This window comes from Scandinavium hiltneri (assembly GCF_024764835.1).
In the GTDB taxonomy this organism is placed as follows: domain Bacteria; phylum Pseudomonadota; class Gammaproteobacteria; order Enterobacterales; family Enterobacteriaceae; genus Scandinavium; species Scandinavium hiltneri.
Window position 1 is genome coordinate 972303 of the sequence record NZ_JALIGE010000076.1, and the last position, 23981, is coordinate 996283.

Annotated in this window: 25 protein-coding genes, 1 pseudogene, 1 riboswitch and 1 other annotated feature; of the genes and pseudogenes, 9 read left to right on the plus strand and 17 right to left on the minus strand. The window is 53.5% G+C overall.

What is annotated here, in order from left to right; translation table 11 throughout:
• Positions 1 to 46: 46 nt before the first annotated feature.
• From MUU47_RS22000 to MUU47_RS22035, 8 genes are all read right to left on the minus strand, one after another.
• Positions 47 to 1351 (minus strand): inosine/guanosine kinase, encoded by a 1305-nt coding sequence (locus MUU47_RS22000; RefSeq protein WP_159772805.1) that lies wholly within the window; start codon positions 1349 to 1351, stop codon positions 47 to 49.
• A 76-nt stretch (positions 1352 to 1427) separates the two neighbouring features.
• A complete protein-coding gene (hemH, locus tag MUU47_RS22005) occupies positions 1428 to 2390 on the minus strand; it encodes a ferrochelatase (protein WP_258990290.1) in 963 nt (320 codons plus the stop codon).
• A gap of 125 nt (positions 2391 to 2515) precedes the next feature.
• A complete protein-coding gene (gene adk / locus MUU47_RS22010; protein WP_110511746.1) occupies positions 2516 to 3160 on the minus strand; it encodes an adenylate kinase in 645 nt (214 codons plus the stop codon).
• Between the two features lie 103 nt (positions 3161 to 3263).
• Entirely contained in the window at positions 3264 to 4586 is a 1323-nt protein-coding gene (locus MUU47_RS22015; RefSeq protein WP_258990291.1) for a hypothetical protein, read from the minus strand.
• Positions 4587 to 4759: 173 nt separating this feature from the next.
• Positions 4760 to 6634, minus strand: coding sequence for a molecular chaperone HtpG (gene htpG / locus MUU47_RS22020; RefSeq protein WP_258990292.1), 1875 nt, complete (start codon positions 6632 to 6634; stop codon positions 4760 to 4762).
• Between the two features lie 108 nt (positions 6635 to 6742).
• Positions 6743 to 7348, minus strand: coding sequence for a recombination mediator RecR (recR, locus tag MUU47_RS22025; protein ID WP_110511713.1), 606 nt, complete (start codon positions 7346 to 7348; stop codon positions 6743 to 6745).
• A 106-nt stretch (positions 7349 to 7454) separates the two neighbouring features.
• Positions 7455 to 8135 carry an isochorismatase family protein gene (locus tag MUU47_RS22030; protein ID WP_258990587.1) on the minus strand — a complete coding sequence of 227 codons (681 nt, stop codon included), beginning with the start codon at positions 8133 to 8135 and terminating at the stop codon, positions 7455 to 7457.
• A gap of 55 nt (positions 8136 to 8190) precedes the next feature.
• Positions 8191 to 9060: a pirin family protein gene (locus MUU47_RS22035; RefSeq protein WP_159773180.1), complete on the minus strand. Its 870-nt coding sequence runs from the start codon at positions 9058 to 9060 to the stop codon at positions 8191 to 8193.
• Positions 9061 to 9161: 101 nt separating this feature from the next.
• Between MUU47_RS22035 and MUU47_RS22040 the strand changes: the two genes are divergently transcribed.
• A complete protein-coding gene (locus MUU47_RS22040) occupies positions 9162 to 10073 on the plus strand; it encodes a LysR family transcriptional regulator (RefSeq protein ID WP_258990293.1) in 912 nt (303 codons plus the stop codon).
• 42 nt (positions 10074 to 10115) lie between these two features.
• On the opposite strand, the gene MUU47_RS22045 is transcribed toward MUU47_RS22040, so the two are convergent.
• Together MUU47_RS22045 and dnaX are read right to left on the minus strand one after the other, a co-directional pair.
• A complete protein-coding gene (locus MUU47_RS22045; RefSeq protein WP_110511710.1) occupies positions 10116 to 10448 on the minus strand; it encodes a YbaB/EbfC family nucleoid-associated protein in 333 nt (110 codons plus the stop codon).
• A 55-nt stretch (positions 10449 to 10503) separates the two neighbouring features.
• Positions 10504 to 12438, minus strand: coding sequence for a DNA polymerase III subunit gamma/tau (dnaX, locus tag MUU47_RS22050; RefSeq protein WP_258990294.1), 1935 nt, complete (start codon positions 12436 to 12438; stop codon positions 10504 to 10506).
• Positions 11110 to 11174, minus strand: a sequence feature (DnaX frameshifting element). It overlaps the preceding gene by 65 nt.
• 160 nt (positions 12439 to 12598) lie before the next feature.
• Between dnaX and MUU47_RS22055 the strand changes: the two genes are divergently transcribed.
• The gene (locus MUU47_RS22055; RefSeq protein WP_258990295.1) at positions 12599 to 13939 is read left to right on the plus strand and encodes an ISNCY family transposase; all 1341 of its coding nucleotides are present in this window, start codon (positions 12599 to 12601) and stop codon (positions 13937 to 13939) included.
• Between the two features lie 87 nt (positions 13940 to 14026).
• On the opposite strand, the gene wcaA is transcribed toward MUU47_RS22055, so the two are convergent.
• From wcaA to arsH, 5 genes and pseudogenes are all read right to left on the minus strand, one after another.
• Positions 14027 to 14881, minus strand: a complete 855-nt coding sequence (wcaA, locus tag MUU47_RS22060) for a colanic acid biosynthesis glycosyltransferase WcaA (RefSeq protein ID WP_258990588.1) — start codon at positions 14879 to 14881, stop codon at positions 14027 to 14029.
• Positions 14882 to 14929: 48 nt separating this feature from the next.
• Positions 14930 to 15232 (minus strand): annotated as a pseudogene (locus MUU47_RS22065) (pentapeptide repeat-containing protein); the annotation flags it as partial.
• Positions 15233 to 15925: 693 nt separating this feature from the next.
• The gene (locus MUU47_RS22070; protein ID WP_159761773.1) at positions 15926 to 16291 is read right to left on the minus strand and encodes a hypothetical protein; all 366 of its coding nucleotides are present in this window, start codon (positions 16289 to 16291) and stop codon (positions 15926 to 15928) included.
• Positions 16291 to 17622, minus strand: a complete 1332-nt coding sequence (locus MUU47_RS22075; RefSeq protein ID WP_159761774.1) for a voltage-gated chloride channel family protein — start codon at positions 17620 to 17622, stop codon at positions 16291 to 16293. The genes MUU47_RS22070 and MUU47_RS22075 overlap by 1 nt, the downstream gene beginning before the upstream one ends.
• An 87-nt stretch (positions 17623 to 17709) precedes the next feature.
• A riboswitch (Fluoride riboswitch) is annotated at positions 17710 to 17771 on the minus strand.
• 75 nt (positions 17772 to 17846) lie between these two features.
• Positions 17847 to 18551: an arsenical resistance protein ArsH gene (gene arsH, locus MUU47_RS22080; RefSeq protein ID WP_159761775.1), complete on the minus strand. Its 705-nt coding sequence runs from the start codon at positions 18549 to 18551 to the stop codon at positions 17847 to 17849.
• Between the two features lie 86 nt (positions 18552 to 18637).
• On the opposite strand from arsH, the gene MUU47_RS22085 reads away from it, so the two are divergent.
• The 5 genes from MUU47_RS22085 (at position 18638) to MUU47_RS22105 (ending at position 21549) form a co-directional block, all read left to right on the plus strand.
• The gene (locus MUU47_RS22085) at positions 18638 to 18958 is read left to right on the plus strand and encodes a transcriptional regulator (protein ID WP_032898385.1); all 321 of its coding nucleotides are present in this window, start codon (positions 18638 to 18640) and stop codon (positions 18956 to 18958) included.
• 42 nt (positions 18959 to 19000) lie between these two features.
• A complete protein-coding gene (locus tag MUU47_RS22090) occupies positions 19001 to 20290 on the plus strand; it encodes an arsenic transporter (RefSeq protein WP_258990297.1) in 1290 nt (429 codons plus the stop codon).
• A gap of 12 nt (positions 20291 to 20302) precedes the next feature.
• Positions 20303 to 20728 carry a glutaredoxin-dependent arsenate reductase gene (gene arsC / locus MUU47_RS22095; RefSeq protein WP_159761777.1) on the plus strand — a complete coding sequence of 142 codons (426 nt, stop codon included), beginning with the start codon at positions 20303 to 20305 and terminating at the stop codon, positions 20726 to 20728.
• A 294-nt stretch (positions 20729 to 21022) separates the two neighbouring features.
• The gene (relB, locus tag MUU47_RS22100; protein WP_159466353.1) at positions 21023 to 21262 is read left to right on the plus strand and encodes a type II toxin-antitoxin system antitoxin RelB; all 240 of its coding nucleotides are present in this window, start codon (positions 21023 to 21025) and stop codon (positions 21260 to 21262) included.
• Positions 21262 to 21549, plus strand: coding sequence for a type II toxin-antitoxin system RelE family toxin (locus tag MUU47_RS22105; RefSeq protein WP_159466352.1), 288 nt, complete (start codon positions 21262 to 21264; stop codon positions 21547 to 21549). Before relB ends, MUU47_RS22105 begins: the two co-directional genes overlap by 1 nt.
• Before the next feature lie 199 nt (positions 21550 to 21748).
• Here the strand turns inward: MUU47_RS22105 and apt are convergent, their stop codons facing one another.
• Together apt and MUU47_RS22115 are read right to left on the minus strand one after the other, a co-directional pair.
• Positions 21749 to 22300: an adenine phosphoribosyltransferase gene (apt, locus tag MUU47_RS22110; RefSeq protein WP_258990300.1), complete on the minus strand. Its 552-nt coding sequence runs from the start codon at positions 22298 to 22300 to the stop codon at positions 21749 to 21751.
• A 155-nt stretch (positions 22301 to 22455) separates the two neighbouring features.
• Positions 22456 to 22830: a DUF454 family protein gene (locus MUU47_RS22115; RefSeq protein WP_258990301.1), complete on the minus strand. Its 375-nt coding sequence runs from the start codon at positions 22828 to 22830 to the stop codon at positions 22456 to 22458.
• Positions 22831 to 22875: 45 nt separating this feature from the next.
• Here MUU47_RS22115 and priC point away from each other — a divergent pair, with 45 nt between their 5' ends.
• Together priC and rsmS are read left to right on the plus strand one after the other, a co-directional pair.
• Positions 22876 to 23403, plus strand: a complete 528-nt coding sequence (gene priC / locus MUU47_RS22120; protein WP_258990303.1) for a primosomal replication protein N'' — start codon at positions 22876 to 22878, stop codon at positions 23401 to 23403.
• Between the two features lie 11 nt (positions 23404 to 23414).
• Positions 23415 to 23576: a pleiotropic regulatory protein RsmS gene (gene rsmS / locus MUU47_RS22125; RefSeq protein WP_258990305.1), complete on the plus strand. Its 162-nt coding sequence runs from the start codon at positions 23415 to 23417 to the stop codon at positions 23574 to 23576.
• Positions 23577 to 23981: the final 405 nt, after the last annotated feature.

Consider the following 23981-nt stretch of genomic DNA (forward strand, 5'->3'; position numbering starts at 1 on the left):
ATGCCCGACGGCGCGTTGCTTGTCGGGCCTACACGACCCACATTGCTTACCGATCCCAGTAAGACTCTTCCAGGCTGTCTTCCCGCTCCGGCAAACCGCGCGTCAGGCGTGGGGAATGCTGGTTCAGCACCTGATAGCTCACACGGTTAGCGTATTTACACACCTGCGCCAGCGAGGAATAGGTCAGCCACGTGAACGCGTGTTTGCTGGAGTTCGGTACGTTGCTGCGGTGGAAATTATTCGCCGTGATGTCATGCAGCAGCGCCGCCAGCGCGCCGTCGCCAGCGCCGTTGGTGTTCATGATTTTCTCCGGGCCGCCCATGTACGGGGCGATGTGGGAGTAAATACGCAGCGGCTGCTGACAATCTTTGTGACGCATCGCGCGGCTGAATTCATACTGGTTAAATTCGGCAATCGCCCCCGGCAGCAGCGGATGCTGCGTCAGACGCTTTTTCTCTTCTTCGGTGAAGCCCGCCATGTACAGCCCAACCGGGCCTGCGGTACAGAGCACTAAATCCACCCAATCCAGCGCTTTGTCAGACGCCAGCAGCGGGTCGGCAATGCCGGTCAACGCTTCGGCTTCTTCTTCGTTCATCGCCAGAATCGAGACGTTTTCTTTGAGGAAAGACTGCCACCAGGCCGGATCGTCGGCAATGACATATTTGGTTCCCAGCGTCAGCACCACCGGCACGTCATGCTTTTTGGCGTACTCCACCGCTTTCATGGTCGCGTCACGCATCGGTTCGCCGGGCTTGCAGCGCACCAGATATGACGTCAGCACCAGCGCCGACGCGCCCGCAATCACCTCTTCAGGAATGCTCTCTGCGTGCAGTTGGTTCATGTGGCCGGGGCTAATCGCAAAGGTACGCTCGCCGCTGTCGCTGATAAGCGTGAAGCAGCGGCCGATTGGGCCATCTACGCCCTGCAAGTAGTTGAGATCCGTGCGGCTGGAGGTGTTGCAGAGATAGCGATAGGCGTAGCCGCCGATTTCGATGTTGCTGCACATCACGCCGAGCAGTATCGAACGGTCGTCGGCCAGCACCGAGTAGTTGTGCATGGTGTTACCGATGGTGCCACCGGCAAACTGATGAGTAATCAAGTCCTTACTCACCAGCTCCTGATAAAGCGCTTCCGCCACATCGTCTTCAATCACCAGCGAATGACCGCTGCTCAGGCCGTAACGGGCGACAAACCCGTCATCCACTTTTGCTTCGATATCCACCAGCGTCTGATCGATACCGACCACCCATGAAGCACTGTTTTCAGTTTCAGGCTGGATCTGCTGCAACAGCGGATCGCGGGCGTTTACGGGGAAGTAATGTTTGGATTTGCGTTTACCGGGAAATTTCATGGGATGCAGTCAGGTGGCTGTGAATAAGCGGAGAATACTAGCATATTCTCCGCCCGTTCGCTCTCTGACTGCGGGCCTAGCGGTAGGGTGCGGTCAGATTGACCATCATCTCAATGTGTTCAGCCGAAGCATTTAGCGCAGGGATATATTCATACTTTTTGCCCCCGGCTTCCAGGAAGAACGCTTTGTTCTGCACTGCGATTTCTTCCAGGGTTTCCAGACAATCTGCCGAAAAGCCCGGACACATCACCTGCACATGCTGCACACCTTTCTCACCGAGCATTTTCAGCGTGGCGTCAGTATACGGCGTCAGCCACGGTTCACGGCCAAAACGCGACTGGTAGGTCATCATCACTTTGTCAGGTGAAATGTCGAGGGCCGAAGCCAGCTCGCGGGTGGTATCGCGGCAGCGCTGCGGATAGTCATCGCCTTCGTCAGCGTAGCGCTGCGGAATACCGTGATAGGAGAGCAGCAGTACGTCCGGTTCGCCGTGTTCGGCAAACGAGGCTTTTGCGCTGCTGACCAGCGCCTGGATGTAGTCGTCATCGTCGGCGTAATCGCGAATAAACGAGACGCCGGGAATGTGACGTTTGGTGGCTAAAATGCGGGCCAGTTCATCCCACACCGCCGCGACGGTCGAACAGGAATACTGCGGGTACAGCGGCAGGACGACTATGTGATCGACGTTATGGGTCAACAGCTCTTCCACCGCACTTGCCAGCGACGGCGAGCCGTAGCTCATGCCGAGCACCACCGGTGTGTCCGGTAAACGCTTAGCCAGCGCCTGCTGCTGCTGACGGCTGTACACCATCAACGGCGAGCCTTCGTCCATCCACACGGACTGATAGAGTTTCGCCACACGCGGTGAGCGCAGTGGCAGAATGACGCCGCGCAGAATCGGCCACCACAGGGCGCGCGGAGTATCGACGACGCGTGAGTCGCTGAGGAACTGGCGCAGATAGCGTTTAACCGCTTGCGGGGTGGGTGCATCGGGCGTGCCGAGGTTAGCTAACAGAATGCCGGTTTTCGTCTGACGCATTGCCGCCTCTGAGTCGTTAAATGGCTGATAATTGTAGCCGAAACGGCACAGAGAAGTATCTATTGGTGTGAGAGGTAGATAAGAAACTTTCTCACCCGGAGGCCCGGGCGAGAAACTCAGCGAGATTAGCCGAGGATTTTAGCCAGTTCAGCGCGAACGTCAGCCACGGCTTGGGTGCCGTCAACTTTGGCATACTTAGTGTTGCCAGCCTGCGCTTCTTTGGAGTAGTAGCCGATCAGCGGCGCAGTCATCTGATGGTATTCCACCAGGCGCTTACGCACGGTTTCTTCCTGATCGTCTTTACGGGTGGTCAGCTCTTCGCCGGTCACATCATCTTTCCCTTCCACTTTCGGTGGATTGAATTTGATGTGGTAAACGCGACCAGAAGCGGCGTGTACGCGACGACCGATAATGCGGTCAACGATCAGCTCGTCCGGTACCGCGAACTCGAGCACATAATCCACGTTGATGCCCGCTTCTTTCATGGCATCAGCCTGCGGAATGGTGCGTGGGAAACCATCGAGCAGGAAACCATTACGGCAGTCTTCTTGCGCAATGCGCTCTTTCACCAGGGCGATAACCAGTTCATCAGTCACCAGCTTGCCAGCGTCCATGATGTCTTTCGCCTGTTTGCCGAGCTCAGAACCTGACTTTACTGCGGCACGCAGCATGTCACCCGTGGAGATTTGCGGAATACCGTACTTCTCCATGATGAACTGCGCCTGAGTTCCTTTACCCGCGCCCGGAGCGCCAAGCAGAATAATACGCATTGCGTAATTCCCCATTCGTTTCGATTTTGTGGATAGATTTCTGAGGGGTGACCTTACCATTAAAGCAGTCTTCATCTCAAGAAAGCCAGCTGAGATCCCTCAGTTAACACCAGGTCCGCCAGCGATTGCCATGATAATCGGCAATCGACTTAAAGGTTACGGTTCCCCCCGACAGCGTCATTAATAAACGCCAGTTACCCCGTCCGTTAGCACCCAACCCTGAAAGATCACAAATGCGATAACCCTCTATTATTTTTCCCGGTATTCGTCCATTTTCCGCATCCTGACGTATTTCACTAATTTTATTCAGTGTGGATTTATAGACGCCATCGTTCCCAAACGTCTGAAGTAATGCCAGCTGCCCTCTAAAATAGGGATCGTCAATCACCGTATAGCGGGTTGCCGATTTACCTTCGCGGGCAACCGCAGGGGGGTGGTCGGCGCTGGTGGCTTGCCCTTTTTTCCGACGTTGAGTGATGATCGAACGGGAAGCTACCTCAGTGGGAAAAGAAACAGGCTGAGTATCAGGGATTACCGGAAGTGGGTGAGGGTTTGAAGGGTAAAGAATGACATATTCTGCACAACCACTTCGCAATGCGTTCTTCAGCCCAATCATATCCACTACTACCCCATTCGTGGGTATGGGGCATGAAACAAAGACAAATACATTGCTATTTTCAATAGGTTGAATGAATTGCGTTATATTGCCAAAGGGTTTTTTCTGTGCTATTGCCTCAATGCGTCCCCGCATTTCTCTAAACTCAGGATGATTTCTAAAAAATTTAGCAATGAAGTCGTCACGGCCTACGACTCTTAACGTTCGTGAGATCCGGAGAAAATCATCATTATTCATAAAACTATTCACCGCAACGTACGATGTCCGAAATGATTTGACGGCACCATTACTCAGATCCAGCTTAACTATCCAGCAGTGATGGCAGCAATAGCGCCACTTATTGGGGATCCACAGATAATTATTCCAGGTTGTTTTTATGACCTTAAGTTTTTTTAGTTGTGTCTGAGCCGATTTCACCAGGCTATTCCTGGACAACGTCGCACCTCCGGTAATGGTCACAAAGATACGCTTTATGTCGATATTTTGTAATAGTGAAATAAAACTCTCTAACTCAGAGCATTGCCCCCCCTTCCCCTGAACGGACTCTTTTATATAAAAAATACCCCCTCGCTTTGATATTTGGTCATAAATACTAATAATAACATCATCTTCTGTACCATCGCTAATGCAATACAGGGCCTCTTCTGATGAGTAATCAAATGTCCCTCGCAGACCTCCGGGTACAATCAGCGTATTTTCCGGTTGAAACCCTCGCTTTCCCCCCTGAATCGAAGACAGGCCGGAGTAAACATTGTTAAAATATCCATGACACCTGACGACAGGTGACGGTAATTGATTGGTTACGGGCATACAAAATCCTTATGAATAATAGAATCAATGGGAAAATGAAAATACCGCAAGAAAATACCGTAAAAGGAGATTAAAAACTATATTCAGGTTCACAACATATAGACAAGGGAATGATCGCGAGAAATAAAAAAAACCCCGAAATAATTTTCCGGGGCTTTTCATTATTCTTGTAATTAATTAGTCAGCAAGGTATTCATTCGTTTGATAAACAGGTTTGGATCTTCCAGCGTGCCGCGCTCGGCAAACAGCGCCTGATCCAGCAGCAGTTCAACCCATTCGCCAAACTGCGCGTCGTCCTGAGTCTCGGCGGCGCGTTTCACCAGCGCGTGATCCGGGTTCAGTTCAAACAGGTACTTCACTTCCGGCACGCTCTGGCCCGCCGCCGCGAACAATTTCGCCATCTGAGTGCTCATTTCATCGGCTTCAGTGGTGACAATCGCCGGAGTATCGGTCAGGCGATGCGTCAAACGCACCTCTTTCACACGCTCGCCCAGCAGGTTTTTCACGCGCTCAACAAATGGCTCCAGCGCTTTTTCGGCTTCCTTGGTGCTGTCATCCACGTCGTCTGTCAGCTTATCCAGCGACTCGTCGGCTTTGGCCACCGACTGGAACGCTTTGCCGTCAAACTCGGTCAGGTAACTCATCATCCATTCGTCGATGCGATCGGACAACAGCAGCACTTCGATGCCTTTCTTACGCAGCAGTTCCAGATGCGGGCTGCTCTTCGCCGCGGCGTAGCTGTCAGCGGTGATGTAATAAATCTTCTCCTGCCCTTCTTTCATGCGGGAGACGTACTCTTCCAGCGACACGGTCTGCTCGGAAGAATCAGTATGGGTGGACGCGAAGCGCAGCAGTTTGGCGATGGTCTGCTGGTTGGCGTTATCTTCCGCCGGGCCTTCTTTCAGCACTAAGCCGAACTGTTTCCAGAAGGTCTGGTATTTTTCCGCGTCATCTTTCGCCAGTTTTTCCAGCATCTGCAGCGCGCGTTTGCTCAGGGCAGCACGCAGATTGCGGGTAACGGTGCTGTCTTGCAGAATTTCACGGGACACGTTCAGGGGCAGATCGTTGGAGTCGATCAGACCACGGATAAAGCGCAGGTAGTTCGGCATGAACTGCTCGGCTTCGTCCATGATGAACACGCGCTGTACGTACAGTTTCAGGCCATGCTTGTGGTCACGGTTCCACATATCCCACGGGGCCTGCGCCGGAATGTACAGCAGGCTGGTGTATTCCTGTTTACCTTCCACGCGGTTGTGGCTCCAGGCCAGCGGGTCGGTAAAGTCGTGGGCGATGTGCTTGTAGAATTCGTTGTATTCGTCGTCTTTAATTTCAGACTTGTTGCGCGTCCACAGCGCCTGGGCTTTGTTGATTTTTTCCCATGACACGACGGTTTCGCCGTCAACCTCTTCCGTTTTCTCAATCTCAACCGGGAGTGCGATGTGATCGGAGTATTTACTGATAATCGAACGAACGCGCCAGTCGTTGAGGAAATCGTCTTCGCCTTCACGCAGATGCAGCGTGATTTCGGTACCGCGATCGGCCTTGGTGATGTCGGCCACGGTGTATTCACCTTCGCCTTCGGATTCCCAGAACACGCCGTTCTCAGCGCTGTCGCCTGCCGCACGAGTGCGCACAGTGACTTTATCCGCCACGATGAACGCCGAGTAGAAGCCGACGCCAAACTGACCGATCAGCTGGCTGTCTTTCGCCTGGTCGGAGCCCATGGATTGCAAGAAGGCTTTGGTGCCGGATTTGGCGATGGTACCGAGGTGATCAACCACGTCGTCGCGGTTCATACCAATACCGTTATCGGCGATGGTCAGGGTGCGCTTTTCCTGATCGAACGAAACGCGCACGCGCAGTTCGCCGTCACCTTCATACAGGGAGGCGTCAGACAGCGCGCGGAAACGCAGCTTATCCGCCGCATCGGAGGCGTTGGAAATCAGCTCACGCAGGAAAATTTCTTTATTGGAGTAGAGCGAGTGGATCATCAGGTGCAGAAGCTGTTTCACCTCTGACTGGAAACCGCGAGTTTCTTGTCCTTTCATCGGAAAATTCCTCAATGCCAATTAAATAGAATAAAAAAGCGTTGAAGGGGAGATGGGGCTCAGAGAGGAACTTTTCAAGCGGGAGAACACGATTGTCCTCCCGATTGGTTAAAAACGAATCTTGTGGCGACCGGCAAGGGAGTGCGACAGCGTGGTGCCATCGACCATTTCCAGTTCACCGCCGACCGGCACGCCGTGCGCGATGCGGCTAGCTTCTACGCCATATTGCCCGCAGAGTTCAGCGATATAGTTGGCGGTCGCCTCCCCTTCCACCGTCGGGTTGGTGGCAAGGATCACTTCTTTCATCTGTTCGCTGCTCAAACGCTCTTCGAGCCTGTCGAGGCCGATGTCGTCCGGGCCGATACCGTCGAGCGGTGACAAATGGCCCATCAGCACGAAGTAACGCCCGGAAAACTGCCCGGTTTGTTCGATGGCGTAGATGTCCGCTGGACTCTCGACCACGCAAAGCTGGCCGTTTTCCTGACGACGTGGGTTCGAGCAAATGTTACACACGTCCTGCTCGGTGAAGGTCCGGCAATCAGCACAGTGGCCAATTTCAGACATTGCCCGAGTCAGCGCCTGCGCCAGGCGCATTCCACCGCTACGATCGCGTTGTAACAAGGTAAACGCCATGCGTTGGGCAGACTTCGGACCCACGCCTGGCAGGCAGCGGAGGGATTCCATAAGGGCGGTAAGTAAAGGACTGGTTTGCATTGCTCAGACTTCTAAAAAAAGAGTGGGCCATAGCCTAACATTAGCCCCAGCGACGGGTATAGAAAAAGATACGCCTCTGCGCGATCGCTCGCGCAGAGGCGATGACTCAGGCGCGCTGCGAATCCAGTGTTTCCTGATTCGTCACCACGTCCTGTGCCTTCTGGTAGCTTTCCATTAGCAGCGGATATTCGGTGAACACACCCGACCACAGGTTGGCCCATTCCATCGCATCATCACGGTTCCAGGTGTGCTGAATTTCCGCTGTTACTGCCGCCATATCCAGCGGAACCACGCCCGCCTGCATCACTCGCGCCAAGCTGATTTCCTGGGCCATTTTGGAATAGGTCCCGGACGCATCAATCACCGCGAAGACTTTAAAGCCGTCTGCCACCGCGCTGATAGCCGGGAAAGCCATGCATACGCTGGTGACGGTCCCGGCGATAATCAGGGTGCTGCGACCGGTCGCTTTCACCGCCGCCACAAACTCCGGGTTATCCCAGGCGTTGATTTCACCTTTACGCGGCACGTACTGCGCATGCGGCGCGTACTTATGGATCTCTGGGATCAGCGGTCCGTTCGGGCCTTGCGGCACGGACGCAGTAGTGATGACCGGGATTTTCGCCAGGGTCGCCATTTTGGCGAGCACCGTGGCGTGGGTGCGCAGCGTGGTCATCGGCATGTCGTGGACCAACTGGAACAGGCCGCTCTGGTGGTCGATCAGCAGCAGCACCGCGTCGTTCGGGTCGATCATTGGCTTTTGGCCGTTAAAATTTGCTGGGGTCATGATTGTGTTCTCCATCTGATTGAAAATGAACGGCTACCGGGCCGGTAGCCGTTAACGTTTACTCGGCCTGCTGGCCGAATCGTCCTTGGTTGAAATCGTCGATAGCCTGGTTGATTTCTTCACGGGTATTCATCACGAACGGCCCATAGCCCACTACCGGCTCATTCAGCGGTTCGCCGCTAAGCAGCAGCACCGTGGCGTCGTTGTTGGATTCAAGCGTTACGCTTTCGCCTTTCGCATCCAGTACGACCAGCTGCGCTTCCCGCGCAATTTCCTGGCCATTCACCTGCACCGTGCCTTTCAGCACCACCAGCGCGGTATTCCAGCCATCCGGCAGAGTCAGCGTGGTCGTGCTATGGGCGTTGAGGCGCAAATCAAGAATGCGCATTGGCGAGAATGTTTTCGCCGGGCCTTTATGGCCGTCCAGTTCACCGGCAATCACGCGCGCCAGACCGGCATTATCCGGCAACGCCACCTGTGGAATATCACCGTCGGTTATCGACTGATACGCCGCTGGCGTGGATTTATCCTTCGCAGGCAGGTTCACCCACAGCTGGACCATTTCCAGCGTACCGCCCTTCTCACTGAAAGCCGGAGAGTGAAACTCTTCATGCAAAATGCCGCTCCCGGCGGTCATCCATTGCACGTCGCCTGGGCCAATCACCCCACCGCTACCGGTGGAGTCGCGGTGCGCCACTTCGCCTTTGTAGACAATAGTGACCGTTTCAAAACCGCGGTGCGGATGCACATCTACGCCACGCTGGCCTTTGTTACTCGGTTTAAAATCTGCCGGGCCCGCGTAATCCATCAACAGGAACGGGCTAAGCTGTTTGGCAAATTTTGCGTAAGAGAACAGGGAACGCACCGGGAACCCATCGCCCACCCAGTGGGACTGCGGGGCTGAGTACACGCCTAAAATTGATTTCATCGTTAGCTCCATTGCGGTTGTTGCGATGGGATAAAGCTTACTCACAAGACAGTGACTGCGGTAGACTGAAAAAATGAACTCAGTGTTCCATATTCAGGACAATGAAGATGCAGGATCTCAACGATCTGTGGTATTTCGTGCAAGTCGTGGATAACGGCGGATTTTCCCCGGCCAGTCGCGTGATTGGCATTCCAAAATCACGCCTGAGTCGCCGGATTGCGCTGCTGGAAGAGCGGCTGGAAACGCGGCTTATCCAGCGCTCGACGCGCAGTTTTACGGTGACCGAAGCCGGGCAGATTTTCTATCGCCACTGCAAAGCGATGATGATTGAGGCCGAAGCGGCGCAGGAGGCGATTGATTCGCTGCGTGCCGAGCCACGCGGCGTCATTCGCCTGGCCTGCCCGATTACGTTATTGCATGTGCACATCGGCGAGATGCTCGCGCAGTTTATGGCGCGTTATCCCCACGTCACGGTGCAGTTGGAAGAAACCAACCGTCAGGTGGATGTGCTGAATGAAAACGTTGATATCGCCATTCGCGTGCGTCCGCTTCCGCTGGAAGACAGCGATCTGGTGATGCGCAAGCTGGCCGACAGAAGTATGTGTCTGGTCGCGAGCCCGACGCTGGTTGCTCAGTATGGTGCCCCGGCATCGCCCGCCGATCTCCAGCCCTGGCCGAGCCTCGCCTTAAGCAAGCCGCAACAGGTTTATCGCTGGTGTTTGTACGGGCCGGATAACCAGGACGTCACCTTGCACCACACGCCACGGTTTATCACTACCGATATGATTGCGCTACGCAGTGCAGCGCTGGCCGGAGTCGGCATTGTGCAGTTGCCACGGTTGATGCTGAAAGAGCAGATTGCGGCAGGAATGCTGGTGCCTCTGTTGCCAGAGTGGCGAACGCGACGCGAAATTATTCACGCGGTCTTTCCTTCACGACGAGGACAGCTTCCGGCGGTGCGGGCGTTAATTGATTTTCTGGCTGAGTGTTACGCGGGGTTTGACGAGGAATAGCTAAAAAAGAACACCCTCTCCGGGGAGAGGGTGTGGATGACATTAGAACGGCATTTTAAAGCCTGGTGGCAGCTGCATTCCTGAGGAAACACCGGCCATTTTCTCTTTCTGGGTTTCTTCGATGCGGCGTGCTGCGTCGTTGAACGCGGCAGCGACCAAATCTTCCAGCATGTCTTTGTCATCTTCGAGCAGACTTGGGTCGATCTCAACGCGACGGCAGTTGTGCGCGCCGTTGATGGTGACCTTTACCAGGCCCGCACCAGACTCACCGGTCACTTCCAGTTGAGCAATTTCTTCCTGCGCTTTCTGCATTTTTTCTTGCATCTGCTGGGCCTGTTTCATCAGGTTACCCAGACCGCCTTTTCCACCAAACATAGGCTTATCTCTCAGTCAGTCATGTTAAAGGTAAAACCGTAAGCCGGGCTTACAGTCAAATGGGTCGAATACTGTCTTCATCCAGATCCGCATCGAAGAAACGACGCAGGGTCTGAATGTTGTTATCGGCAACGATCGCCTCGCGTGCCTGCGCGAGCTTTTCTTCATAAATGGCCTGACGCCACTCAAGCGGCGTACGCACCGCGGGATTATCATCTTCAACGATGGTCAGTTCAACCGGCGCGCCGGTTAATTCGCTCATCGCTTCGGTCAGAACCTTGAGCGCCCCGCCGTTATTCAGATGACGCTGTGACGGACGCAGGTGCAGGCAGACACTGTTCCCGCTCTGCTCTTTCCACGCATTCAGCGCGACCTGTTCTACCAGTTTAGGCAATTTAAGCTGACTTACTTCTGCCGCCCAGCCGTCGCGCTCCACCGCTTCGACCGCAAGTTTCGCGGCGAGCTCTGGCGTTTTCTCATGCTCCAGCGCTTTCTTCAGCGCCTTCGGCGTGGCGACCTCTTCCTTCACCACTTCGGTAATGGTGGTCGCTTTCCAGCGGTATGCTTCTTTTTTCTGCGGACGCTGTTCTTCCAGCGCCGTCGAAGATGGGCGCGTCTGTACGCGTTCCGTGACCGAGGCCAGTCTCTCCAACGCAGCATTGTTCACCGGCCGCGCGCGGGATGCGGCTGCCGGTTCACTCTTTTTTGCTTTGGGTGCTCCCTGAGCGCGTTGCAATTGGCTGCGGGCCGCCAGCACCTGGCTGGTAGAATCCGGTAGCGTTTCGCTTTGATACGCAGGCGCGGCTGGCGCTTGCTGGGCCGCGACCTGCGTCGGGTGCATCACCGCCGTCGGCGCGACGGGAGCAAACGACTGCGGCTGGACTTCCGGTTCTGGCAACGGCTGGCGCGGATGGAACGCCAACGCACGCAGCAGGGTCATTTCGATACCCATCCGGCGGTCCGGCGCATACGGCAGCTCTTTGCGGCCCATCAGCAGCGTCTGGTAATACAGTTGAATATCGGCGGGCGGCACGGTTCGCGCCAGCTCGCGCATCCGGTGCTCTACCGGCGCCATGTCGCTGCCGAGGGCCGACGGCGACAGCTGCACCATCGCAATGCGGTGCAGCAGGCTTTGCATTTCGACCAACAGCGCTTCCCATTCGATACCGCGAGACGCGGCCTCGTGGATAAGCGCCATTACCTGCTCGCCGTTGGCACCGACCAGCGCTTCAATCAGTGACAGCGCCTGATCGTCGTCGAGCGTGCCAAGCATGGTGCTTACGCTGGCGGCGGTCAGCTGTCCGTCACCGCTGGCAATTGCCTGATCGGTGAGGCTCAGCGCGTCACGCAGGCTGCCATCGGCCGCACGAGCCAACAGCTGCAAAGCGCGCGTTTCGGAAACAATTTTCTCTTCGCCGAGAATATGTTCCAACTGATGACGAATCTGATCGACATCGATCGCCTTCAGATGGAATTGCAGGCAGCGGGAAAGGATAGTCACCGGCAGCTTTTGCGGATCGGTCGTCGCCAGCAGGAATTTTACGTGCGATGGTGGCTCTTCCAGCGTTTTTAACAGCGCATTAAAGCTGTGACGCGAGAGCATGTGCACTTCATCGATCAGATAGACCTTGAAGCGACCACGGGCCGGAGCGTACTGCACGTTGTCGAGCAGGTCACGGGTATCTTCAACTTTGGTGCGCGAGGCGGCATCGATCTCAATCAGATCGACAAAACGGCCCTGCTCTATTTCACGGCAGTTATCACACACACCGCACGGCGTGGCGGTGATGCCGCTTTCGCAGTTCAGTCCTTTCGCCAGCAGGCGGGCAATAGAGGTTTTCCCGACGCCGCGGGTGCCGGAAAACAGATACGCATGGTGGATACGACCGGACGCCAGGCCGTTCGCCAGTGCGGTCAGCACATGTTCCTGGCCGACAACGTCAGCGAAGGTTTGTGGTCGCCATTTTCGGGCTAAGACCTGATAACTCATTGGCAGGCTCTGCAACGCTGGAAGGTGGAATACAGGAGGGTAATGCTAACATAGACAGGCAAAATCAGCGAGGCTGTGTCTTGCCTTGTTAAGACTATGCGGTAATGTCCCCTTTGACCAAATCTGAAATGTCACCCATCGTATTCTGGGGGGATATTTCATGGCAAAAGAGATAATTAGCATGAGTCACAAAGAGCTCGATCGGCTCCAGATTATTCGGGAGTCGGTCAGCCGCCACATCACTCAGGACCAGGCTGCGGAGCGAATAGGTATTTCGGTCCGGCAGGTCAAACGTCTTGTTCAACGATACCGGGTTGAAGGCCCTCAGGGGCTGATTTCACGCCGTCGCGGGAAACGTCCCAATAATGCTTTCTCGCCTGAGTTTCGCTCACTCGTTATCTCGCTTGTCAGGGATAAATACCCGGATTTTGGGCCCACCTTCGCCAGCGAGAAGCTGCGGGAAATTCACGGGCTGGCGCTGTCCGCTGAGACATTGCGTAAGTGGATGGTTGAGGAAGGACTGTGGCGAGAGCGTCGTCGCAAGATTGCCCGTATTTATCAGCGGCGGCAGCGCCGCCCTTGCTATGGGGAGCTGATCCAGATTGATGGCTCTCCGCATGACTGGTTCGAAGCACGGGGGCCACGCTGCACGCTGATCGTCTTTATCGATGATGCGACCAGTGCGTTGATGGCCCTTCGGTTCGCCCCGGCCGAAACCACCCGGGCTTACATGGAAACTCTGCGAGATTATCTCGGCAACCATGGACTCCCTCTCGCCCTGTATTCAGATCGACACAGTATTTTCCGTGTTAATAACCCGGAAAGGGAAGGTGAGCTGACGCAGTTCACCCGCGCCGTGAAAACGCTTGGCATAGCGCCGATTCATGCTAACACCCCGCAAGCTAAAGGTCGGGTTGAACGGGCTAATCAGACGTTGCAGGACAGGCTGGTTAAAGAGCTGCGACTTCGTCATATCAGTGACATCGAAACGGCTAACGCCTGGCTGCCGGAATTCGTGAAAGCTTACAATGACCGCTTTGCATCCCAGCCCCGGGAAGGCGGTAATGCCCATCGGGACATTCATCACACTCCGGAAGAACTGAATTACATTCTCTCCTATCAGGCCCGCCGTGTGTTGTCCAGGAATCTGACGTTCCAGTACAAAACCTGCGCGTATCAGATCCGCTCAGAAGGGCAGGGTTACCGACTCAGGCATGCGCTCGTCACGGTTTGTGAGAATTTTCAGGGAGAGATTACGGTCTTGCACGACAGCCGGGAACTTGGCTGTGAGAAATATGTGGATGGGCCTGAGCCCTTACCTCTTGATGACGAGAAGAGTGTTCATGAGCGGGTTGAGAATGCGCGTTTCGACCTGCGTTCGAAGTTCTATGTTAAACCGGCAGCCGACCATCCGTGGAATACACGCAGAACGCAAAGTATGTCCCCTGTTAAACCACCGAAGTTACCCAGAAAGAAAGTGGATACGGACAAATCAGGATGAATCCAGGACGGATTCATTTACCTGACTTAAAACTTGAAATAATCCCATGATTCTAAATGTCGTAAGACGTCTCATCGTCTGTACTCACTAGAATTTCCTGTTCCGGAAGCTTGAATACATCATCAGATAGCGTTTCAGATTGCGTAGCGTCATCAGTTTCATCAGTGTTTGGGGGCGCATCTTTTTATTACGGATATAGTACAGGGTGAAAAGATGATATTTTTTACTGGACGCGTCTAATTTGGCTTTGTGCTTCCGATAAAAATCCAGATAACCTGCAAACTTTCGTCCTGAGCAGGTAATGCGGACCTCGCCATGATTGACATAAAGCACCTGAGTGATCGCATCAAGCTTAAAAGGATCACCGAAGGTTTCTGCCAGACGGTAAAAGGCATCGTAATCCTGGGCAGCCGTAAGCCGCTCGTCGAACAGAACCTGCTGCATCCTGCTGGTTAAGGTCAGCATCTGATTGCCGATAATATTCCGCTTATCAAACAGGCTCTTTTTATAGGCCGGCTTCGGATATACCTGCAACTCATCAGGATGGTGGTAGCCGGTACTGTCGCAGAGGTAATCATTGGCGTATAAAAAACCGTGCTGTTGAAGTTTATGCTGGCAGGCAAGAAAAGAGGACAAGCGTTTAGGCAGCCATTCATCATCATCATCCAGACCCGTTATCAAGTAACCTCGGGCCATTCGTATCGCCTGATTTCTGACGGCACAGGCCCCGGAATTAAATTCATTGCGGATATAGGTTATACGTGGGTCATTCAGATTGGCGATATACGTCTGGAGTTTCTCAAATGACGATGAGAAATCGTCGATTATAATGAGTTCCCAGTATTCGTAGTCCTGCTTCAACACCGACTGTATGGCCCGGATAGTCAGCGCCTCTCGGTTCCAGGTAGGCATATAGACGGAAATGAGCGGCCGGGATAACAAAGTGTCAGTGTCAGCATTCTCTCGTTCCATCAGTACCCCGGTAAACCTGGTTTCAGGCACGTCACAACCGGAAAAATCTACGCCGGTACAGTCTGCATGACTAAAAATAGCGCCTTCAGTTTTACAGTGACTTAGATTTGCTCCTGTCAGAGAGGCATAAGAGAAATCGGCCCCCCGCAGGTCACTGAACGAAAGATCGCATCCCGATAAATTAATATTGCGCAATTTTAGTCTCCGGAGATCCATAAACCGCAGGTCTACACCTGATATATCCGAGCGATGATGGGGATTTATAAGAATATTTTTATGATATTTAAGCAGTTTCGCCTGAATTGCTTTTTTGCTGTTCATGGATCAACGTTCAGTGAGTACAGATATTAAAACAGGATCGCAGTTAATCACTCTGACCATACTTCCGCAATCTGGTTTAGACATTTTCAGAAATATGCTCAAAAAAACACTGACCTTTAGTTACATTTGCTCATGTTTTCTTGCTGCGAGACTGACTATGAAGGGGCCGAAGCCCATACCTTTCGATGAAGAGGAGAGTGCCCATGAGCGGGTTGAAATTGCGTGTTTCGACCTGCGATCCAAGTTTAATGTAAAACCGGCTGCTGGCCACTCCTGGACCACTCTCATAACGCAGAGCAGAGATCCGGTAAAACCGCCGAAATTATCCAGAAAGAAGGCTGACAGGGACAAATCAGGATGAATCCGGCACTGATTCATTTACCTGAATAGTCATGCAGTGGGGTAAAATGCTGCCTGTGCGTTTCTGGCGGGTTTTCGGGTGGTTTGTTACCCTTTTTACCGGTTATTCGTCAGAAACGCCCTGAGCGCGTTTTGACGGTGCGTGCAATTAGAGCGTTATGGTAAATCTCATTTGTTATGGCCAATGCCTGCTAAGAGCAAAGAACGGTTGTTCATAATATTTGTCCTTATCTGCAAGTAATGGGCTAATCCCAGCCCAATACTTGCTCGCAGTTGCCTTTAAACCCATTGTGATTCAGAGCGGCCCGAGCTATTACAACGGATGTATTTCATTCATGATAATATTTCTTCTGAAGCGATGGTATGTTCCTCAGACATTGAGATGATGCAGCGCAACCCTTCGAGATGTTCTTCATAATTGGCGATGAATTTTTTTAATTCAGCAACATGCCCAATCAGTTCAAGACATTCTGGGTGAGCACCTGCCTTAATCTCCTGATGGGAATAGCTTATTTTCATCCCGGCAAGATAACCTGCGCTTACGTTGTTAATGATAGCCTGAGGTATGCCCTCTGCCCGGGCCTGCCGAAGCAGATAATGGCTCAACGGTGGAGCCGTCAGTTTTTTCACAAATCCCGATGCTTTTACCCGGGTGCCTGATGGAATATATATCCGTAGCGTCGCTAGCGTATGCATCATCACTCACTCACCTCCACCGCGCTGGTTTCACTGCTTTTCTGCTTCCGGGAACCAGCGTGGGTTGCCACCCAGGCCGGGACATCTGCAAGTTTAATGTTCTCCGGCACGAAGCCATGTTTCAGGCAGGCTACGCGCTGGGAACGATAAATGCCGGTATAACCCGATATCAGCCAGGCAACAGCGCATGCCAGAGCAGCATAAATGCCCATCTCAGAGCCAAATAACTCAATCGCCATCAGTGTTGAAGCCACAGGGGTATTCGCAGCTCCGGCAAAGACGGCCACAAAGCCAATCCCCGCCAGAAAACTGACCGGTAAATGCAGCAGGGGAGCCAGCGCGTTACCCAGTGTGGCTCCAATATAGAAGAGCGGTGTGACTTCCCCACCTTTAAAACCTGCCCCCAGAGATGTGACGGTAAATACCAGTTTGCCCAGGAAATCCCATGGCGCCAGAGGCTGATGAAAGGCGTCAATGATAACGGGTATACCCAGACCGATATAACGATCGGCTCCCAGACAAAAGACCGCCACAGCCACTACCAGCCCGCCAATGAACGGTCTCAGCGGCGCATAATGGATAGTTTTCTTCATGAAACTGCCGATGGCATGTGTTGCGCTGGCAAAAGCCCTGGCAGTCAGACCAAAGAGCCCACCGGCGATAATGACAGCAATCAGTGTCCAGGCAGACATATGAGGAATAAGTGAGACGGCGTAATAGGTATGATGTACTCCCCATAACAATCCAGTCTGATCGGCCACAATGGCAGCGAAAATACACGGTATCAGTGCGTTGTAATTCATCCGCCCTACAGCCAGAACCTCAAGCCCAAAAATGGCGCCCGCGAGAGGGGTACCAAATACTGATGAGAAACCGGCGCTGATACCAGCCATCAGGACAATGCGTCGGGTATCCGGCGTCAGGCCAAACAGGCGAGTAAACTGATCGGCAATGGATGCCCCCATCTGTACCGCGGTCCCTTCTCGCCCGACAGAGGCACCAAAGAGGTGCGAAACGACCGTGCCTGTCAAGACCAGGGGGGCCATGCGCAGACTGATAATTTTTTGCGGATCATGAATCTCATCGAGCACGAGGTTGTTTCCGCCCTCTACAGCGCTGCCGTAGCGCAGATAAACCCATCCCACGGCAAATCCTGCAACAGGAAGCAACCAGATAAGCCAGTGGTGGCTGAGCCGGGTCGCAGTAGCCCAGTCAAGGGAAAACAGAAAGAACGCAGAAGCTGTGCCGGTCAGCACGGCAATCAGAAAAGCAAGGCCAAGCCATTGCGCAAGAGAACTGATTGAATTATTGAGCAGGAAGTGATTTGAGCGCATTGAAGCATCCTCAGATGGTTAATCATCCCGGACACGCAACGCTGCATGGCTGATAAAACGATACGCCTGCCTCTTCCCGGTCCGGGAATAAAAGCAGGCATCATTAGCCACATGGCGGTTCAAGGGGGAATGCCATCCCCTGTAGTCTCTATCTTACTACGGGAATCGATTCAGCAAAAGCATAACGTCTTTCCTCTGACTGTTTCACCCTAATAATATGAGGATTATATTTTGGCCTGATTGACCCTCGCAGAGAGCTCCTGATGGCTCTCTTTTCTTTCGCTGTAACGGTCAGCGAGATAGCCAGAGTGCCCTTTCAGGAGTAACGTCATTTTGAACAACTCTTCAGTAACGTCGACAATCCTGTCGTACCAGGCTGACGGTTTCATGCGCCCTTCATCATCGAATTCCTGCCATGCCTTTGGCACTGACGACTGATTGGGGATGGTGAACATCCGCATCCAGCGGCCAAGTATCCGCATCTGATTGACCGTGTTAAACGACTGTGAACCACCACAAACCTGCATCACCGCCAGCGTTTTGCCCTGGGACGGACGAACAGCACCTTCACTCAGGGGTATCCAGTCAATCTGGGCCTTCATCACTGAGCTCATGGCGCCATGCCTTTCCGGAGAACTCCACACCATTCCGTCACACCACCTGACCAGCTCGCGGAGTTCAAGCACTTTGGGGTGACTTTCCGGGGCATCATCGGGTAACGGCAGACCGGATGGGTTAAATATTTTCACCTCAGCGCCCATCTTTGCCAGCAACCGTCCGGCCTCTTCCGCTGCAAAACGGCTGTAGGACCGCTCTCGTACTGAGCCATAAAGGATGAGAATACGCGGCATGGTTTCGTTGTTGCCCATAAGTTTGCTGGCCAGCGCATCATCAAAATAAGCCGGTTCGATTGCCGGTAAGTCGGTCATAAAAAATCTCCATTTAATAAGCTATGCTTTAAAAATTATCACATATGGAATATCATATATATTGTTATTTTTTAACGAGGTTAAGCATGCTACAGCCTGTCCAGCTTTTTAAACTGCTCGCCGACGAAACCCGTTCAACTATCGTGATGCTTCTCAGGGAGTCCGGTGAAATGTGCGTCTGTGACATTTGTGCGGCAACCGCAGAGTCTCAGCCCAAAATATCCCGACATATGGCACTGTTACGCGAAGCAGAACTGGTCATCGACCGTCGCGAAGGAAAATGGGTGCATTACCGACTGTCGCCACACATGCCAGCATGGGCTGCGGGTATTATTGATACAGCCTGGAACTGTGAACGAGAAAACATACGCAACAAGCTCAGTAGCGTGGCATCTGCCTCCTGCTGAAGATGTATATATTCGAATAAACAAATGTGAATGGAGTTTCTGATGTTACTGGCTGGTGCTATCTTTTTATTCACGCTCGTCCTGGTTATCTGGCAACCCAGAGGGCTGGGGATTGGCTGGAGTGCCTCACTGGGCGCAATTCTGGCATTGCTGACTGGCGTCGTTCATCTGGGGGATATTCCGGTGGTCTGGCAGATAGTGTGGAATGCGACCGCCACCTTTATTGCCGTGATCATCATCAGTCTTCTGCTCGACGAATCCGGCTTCTTTGAATGGGCCGCGCTGCACGTTGCCCGTTGGGGGAATGGCCGGGGGCGGCTGCTCTTCACCTGGATCGTCCTGCTTGGGGCGATGGTTGCGGCACTGTTTGCCAACGACGGTGCGGCACTGATCCTGACACCTATCGTTATCGCGATGCTGCTGGCGCTGGGATTCAGCCGGGGGGCAACCTTAGCGTTTATCATGGCCGCAGGGTTTATCGCTGACACGGCAAGCCTGCCGCTGATTGTCTCAAACCTGGTAAACATCGTCTCGGCGGATTTCTTTAAGCTTGGTTTCTCCGAATATGCCGCCGTGATGGTCCCGGTTAACCTTGCCGCGATTGCGGCTACGCTGGTGATGCTGCATCTGTTTTTCCGTAAAGACATTCCCGCCGTTTACGACGTTTCTCTGTTGAAAGAACCGAAAGACGCTATACGTGATGTGAATACCTTTAAAACCGGCTGGCTGGTTCTGGTGTTGCTTCTGGTGGGATTCTTCGGACTGGAGCCGCTGGGCGTACCGGTCAGTCTGGTCGCAGCCGCTGGTGCATTGCTTCTGTTTGCTGTTGCGAAAAAAGGGCATGCCATTAACACCGGTAAGGTGCTGCGTGGTGCGCCCTGGCAAATCGTTATCTTCTCGCTGGGGATGTACCTGGTGGTCTACGGCTTACGAAATGCCGGTCTGACCCACTATCTTTCATCCGTGCTGAATCAGCTGGCAGAGCAGGGATTATGGGCGGCAACGCTGGGTACGGGCTTCCTGACGGCCTTCCTGTCATCGGTGATGAACAATATGCCGACCGTGCTGGTCGGGGCGCTGTCGATTGATGGCAGCACAGCGACCGGTGTTATCAAAGAAGCGATGATTTACGCCAACGTCATCGGCAGCGACCTGGGGCCAAAAATTACCCCTATCGGCAGTCTGGCAACGTTACTGTGGCTGCACGTTCTGTCGCAGAAAAACATCAAAATTACCTGGGGATATTACTTCCGGGTGGGCATTGTCATGACAATCCCCGTGCTGTTTGTCACGCTGGCAGCACTGGCGCTTCGTCTGTCTTTCACTATGTAATGAGATACTGATATGAGCAACATTACCATTTATCACAACCCGGCCTGCGGCACGTCACGCAATACCCTTGAAATGATCCGCAACAGCGGTACAGAGCCGACCGTTATTCATTATCTTGAGACCCCACCATCACGAGATGAACTGGTAAAACTCATTGCGGATATGGGGATCACGGTGCGAGCGCTGCTGCGTAAGAATGTCGAACCTTTTGAAGCGCTAGGGCTGGCGGAAGACCGCTTTACTGACGAGCAGTTAATCGATTTTATGTTGCAGCACCCAGTTCTGATCAATCGCCCCATCGTGGTGACGCCGCTGGGTACCCGGCTATGCCGCCCTTCTGAAGTCGTGCTGGATATTCTTCCCGATGCACAGAAAAGCGCGTTCACGAAAGAGGACGGTGAGAAGGTGGTTGATGAAAAAGGTAACCGGCTGAACTAAACGTGTTCCGGTGACGAAGGGCGAGAGAACTCGCCCTTTTTTATTTAATAAAATCAGTGCTAACGGAGGATCAGAAGCGGTTGCTGCGTCTTTTGAAACATTTCAGAGGTATAGCTAACTAACTCAAGGGTCATTGACTTACACATTCTGCTTTAGAGGTATCTACTTTTGGCTCGAAGTGGCCTGGTATCACCATCCTGACGACTGGCGTTCATGACGTCCTGTGCGGCTTGCTATATGTATACAGCAGTGCAATACTTGTAATGACATTTGTATTTACAAGAGGTGTGAGACATGGGTAGCATTAACCTACGTATCGACGATGAACTTAAAGCTCGTTCTTACGCTGCACTGGAAAAAATGGGGGTAACGCCCTCGGAAGCGCTTCGCCTGATGCTTGAATATATCGCTGACAATGAACGTTTGCCGTTCAAACAGACACTCCTGAGTGATGAAGATGCCGAACTTGTGGAGATAGTGAAAGAGCGCCTTCGTAATCCTAGGCCTGTTCGCGTGACTCTGGACGATCTCTGATGGCGTATTTTCTGGACTTTGACGAACGTGCATTAAAGGAATGGCATAAACTTGGCGCGACTGTCAGAGAACAACTGAAAAAGAAGCTGGCAGAGGTGCTCAAATCTCCACGCATTGAAGCTAACAAGCTACGTGGGATGCCTGATTGCTACAAGATAAAACTCAGGTCCTCTGGTTATCGACTGGTATATCAGGTCATCGATGAAAAGGTTGTCGTCTTTGTTGTATCTGTCGGGAAAAGAGAGCGCTCGGATGTTTATACCGAAGCGGTCAAACGGATCCTTTGAACTTCGACAGGACATCTCTGTCTCGCAGTGAAGGTGCCACTTCTGCTTTGCGTTGACAGCTGTGTCTTGCCTTCACTTATCAGTCGTTATCGTTGCAGCCAGTTTGGTCACGGCCAGCGCGCAAAAACCGGAGCGTACACAGAGTACGTGAGGATTTTGAGCACTGCCCGGGGCCAAAATGGCAAATAAGATAGACTGATCAATGACCCGGGAAAGGGACCAGGCTGTAGCAGTTGATACCCTGGTTTTCCAGGCGCTGTTCGCCGCCCAGATCGAACAGATTGATGATGAACGCAGCGTCGGTGACTTCGCCACCCAGACGGCGGATCAGCTTCACGGTCGCTTCGATGGTCCCGCCGGTTGCCAGCAAATCGTCCACCACCAGCACTTTGTCGCCAGGCTGGATAGCATCGATGTGGATCTCCAGCTGATCGGTGCCGTATTCCAGCTCGTAGCTTTCAGCGATAGTTTCACGCGGCAGTTTGCCTGGCTTACGTACCGGTACAAAACCTACGCCCATCGCCAGCGCGACCGGAGCACCAAACAGGAAGCCACGCGCCTCGGTACCCACCACTTTGGTGATACCCATGCTTTTAAAACGCTCGGTCAGCAGTTCAATGCTGAGCGCATAGGCTTTCGGGTCTTCCAGCAAACTGGTGACATCGCGGAAAAGAATGCCAGGTTTCGGATAGTCCTGGATGCTTTTGATGCTGTTTTTCAGAAATTCAAGCTGCTGTGCTGTTGCGGTCATAGGTGTATGCCTGATTAAAACGGTGTTACTCACAAGGCGCCTTTTCTGCGGTATCAAGTTACACTTGATTAACTTTTAACCCACTGGGCCCGTGCTCGAAAACGCCAGAATGTACTGGCAGTCAAACAGAAATGCAATAACCATTACCAGCATTATTATTTTTGTTGTTTTGCATCAACCACTGGAATACGCCACAGGAAAATCAGCAGGCAGGCGAGGATCCCCAGTAGCAAAAATCGCACCCATAACATCTTCACCAGCCACAGCGAAAATGCGAAGGTCACAAGCGTGACCACAATGGCGCGCGATTTCGCCCCTGGCGGCATCGCTTTATGCTGCTGCCAGTGACGTAAATAGCCGCCAAACCACGAGCGATACAGCAGCCAGTCGTGAAAGCGCGGTGAAGATTGCGCAAAGCACCAGGCCGCCAGCAAGATGAAAGGCGTAGTCGGCAGGAGCGGTAAAAACACGCCCAGAGTGCCAAGGACTACCGCCAGCCAGCCAATGATGTTTAGAATGGTCCGTTTCATAACGGCAAATGTAGCACAGGCCACCGTCCTTTCGAGGGAGAAAACATGAAAACTGACCTGTTACTGCAATCGCTGGATGCGCAACTGTCGCGGCTCGAAACCGAGGTCGCCCCGATGGCGTTTCATGCCACCCTTGGCGCCCGCTTCGACCGGCAGCTTTTCCGCACCCGCAGTTCATTCTTACAGGCCTGCGTGGAAGAGGCGCGAGGCAATTTGAAAGCGTTGCACCTGGCAGTCGAAAAACAGCAGTTTGAGCAGGTGCAGTGGCTGGCGGAACATCTGGTTTCCCAGTTGGAAGCCATCGCCCGAGAAAGTGCCGCCTGGCAACTGCGCGGCTGGGACAATGGTTCCCCGGCGTTGACCCGCTGGCAGCGTAAGCGGCTTCAGCATCAGGAGTTTGAGCGCCGCCTGCTGGAGATGACGCAGCAACGCCGCCAGCAGTTAGCGCAGGCCACTACGCTTGCGGATCAGCAACGGCTTACCAGGGAAGTCGAGGCGTTTAGCGCCCGGCTGGCACGCTGTCGTGACGCGCTGGAGAATATTGAAAACGTACTGGCACGCATGACGCGCTAACAGGAGAACGCATGTCGCTGGAGAATGCCCCGGACGATGTCAAACTGGCGGTAGATTTGATTATGCTGCTGGAGGAACACGAGATTGCACCTGAAGTTGTGCTTCGCGCGCTGGAGATCGTGAAACGGGATTTTGAGCGTAAGGCGCAGGGTGTCCGACATTCACAATGTTAGAACGGTGGTATTGTTCCGTTCACCAAATGTTCAGCAGGTTCCGCAACTCATGCAGAACGTGAACGGGATAAGGGGCGCTTTCGCGCGCCCCTTATCAATCCCCGCGACCCCGCCAGAGGGAACTGAGGGTGTTGACCTTGTGTCCGGCTGAAAATCGCCGGGACGTTTGCGGCTGGCCGGGGCCGCCCGCAGGGATGCGGGCGGAGGGCGCAACTTACAGGGATGTTACCTGCGCCCGACCCGAAAGCCAGACGCAATAAGTCACGGGCACCGCGAAGCGGCGATTTTGATCGCCGGGAGCCGGGATTGCAAAGGGAGCGGCGGCGAGCTCCCTTTGCACGTTCACCGTCAACGGTGTAACAGAAAAGCAGAGGAGCCCTGGTGAACGGAACAATTCCACCGATC

Bases quoted from the DNA above. Each gene is read 5' to 3' on its own strand.
- MUU47_RS22090 (WP_258990297.1), top strand. From the start codon at position 19,001: ATGTTACTGGCTGGTGCTATCTTTTTATTCACGCTCGTCCTGGTTATC.
- htpG (WP_258990292.1), bottom strand. From the start codon at position 6,634: ATGAAAGGACAAGAAACTCGCGGTTTCCAGTCAGAGGTGAAACAGCTT.
- apt (WP_258990300.1), bottom strand. From the start codon at position 22,300: ATGACCGCAACAGCACAGCAGCTTGAATTTCTGAAAAACAGCATCAAA.
- recR (WP_110511713.1), bottom strand. From the start codon at position 7,348: ATGCAAACCAGTCCTTTACTTACCGCCCTTATGGAATCCCTCCGCTGC.
- adk (WP_110511746.1), bottom strand. From the start codon at position 3,160: ATGCGTATTATTCTGCTTGGCGCTCCGGGCGCGGGTAAAGGAACTCAG.
- MUU47_RS22075 (WP_159761774.1), bottom strand. From the start codon at position 17,622: ATGCGCTCAAATCACTTCCTGCTCAATAATTCAATCAGTTCTCTTGCG.
- MUU47_RS22085 (WP_032898385.1), top strand. From the start codon at position 18,638: ATGCTACAGCCTGTCCAGCTTTTTAAACTGCTCGCCGACGAAACCCGT.
- priC (WP_258990303.1), top strand. From the start codon at position 22,876: ATGAAAACTGACCTGTTACTGCAATCGCTGGATGCGCAACTGTCGCGG.
- MUU47_RS22035 (WP_159773180.1), bottom strand. From the start codon at position 9,060: ATGAAATCAATTTTAGGCGTGTACTCAGCCCCGCAGTCCCACTGGGTG.
- MUU47_RS22055 (WP_258990295.1), top strand. From the start codon at position 12,599: ATGGCAAAAGAGATAATTAGCATGAGTCACAAAGAGCTCGATCGGCTC.
- dnaX (WP_258990294.1), bottom strand. From the start codon at position 12,438: ATGAGTTATCAGGTCTTAGCCCGAAAATGGCGACCACAAACCTTCGCT.
- MUU47_RS22105 (WP_159466352.1), top strand. From the start codon at position 21,262: ATGGCGTATTTTCTGGACTTTGACGAACGTGCATTAAAGGAATGGCAT.
- MUU47_RS22045 (WP_110511710.1), bottom strand. From the start codon at position 10,448: ATGTTTGGTGGAAAAGGCGGTCTGGGTAACCTGATGAAACAGGCCCAG.
- rsmS (WP_258990305.1), top strand. From the start codon at position 23,415: ATGTCGCTGGAGAATGCCCCGGACGATGTCAAACTGGCGGTAGATTTG.
- MUU47_RS22000 (WP_159772805.1), bottom strand. From the start codon at position 1,351: ATGAAATTTCCCGGTAAACGCAAATCCAAACATTACTTCCCCGTAAAC.
- MUU47_RS22040 (WP_258990293.1), top strand. From the start codon at position 9,162: ATGAAGATGCAGGATCTCAACGATCTGTGGTATTTCGTGCAAGTCGTG.
- hemH (WP_258990290.1), bottom strand. From the start codon at position 2,390: ATGCGTCAGACGAAAACCGGCATTCTGTTAGCTAACCTCGGCACGCCC.
- arsH (WP_159761775.1), bottom strand. From the start codon at position 18,551: ATGACCGACTTACCGGCAATCGAACCGGCTTATTTTGATGATGCGCTG.
- MUU47_RS22115 (WP_258990301.1), bottom strand. From the start codon at position 22,830: ATGAAACGGACCATTCTAAACATCATTGGCTGGCTGGCGGTAGTCCTT.
- arsC (WP_159761777.1), top strand. From the start codon at position 20,303: ATGAGCAACATTACCATTTATCACAACCCGGCCTGCGGCACGTCACGC.
- relB (WP_159466353.1), top strand. From the start codon at position 21,023: ATGGGTAGCATTAACCTACGTATCGACGATGAACTTAAAGCTCGTTCT.
- MUU47_RS22015 (WP_258990291.1), bottom strand. From the start codon at position 4,586: ATGCCCGTAACCAATCAATTACCGTCACCTGTCGTCAGGTGTCATGGA.
- MUU47_RS22070 (WP_159761773.1), bottom strand. From the start codon at position 16,291: ATGATGCATACGCTAGCGACGCTACGGATATATATTCCATCAGGCACC.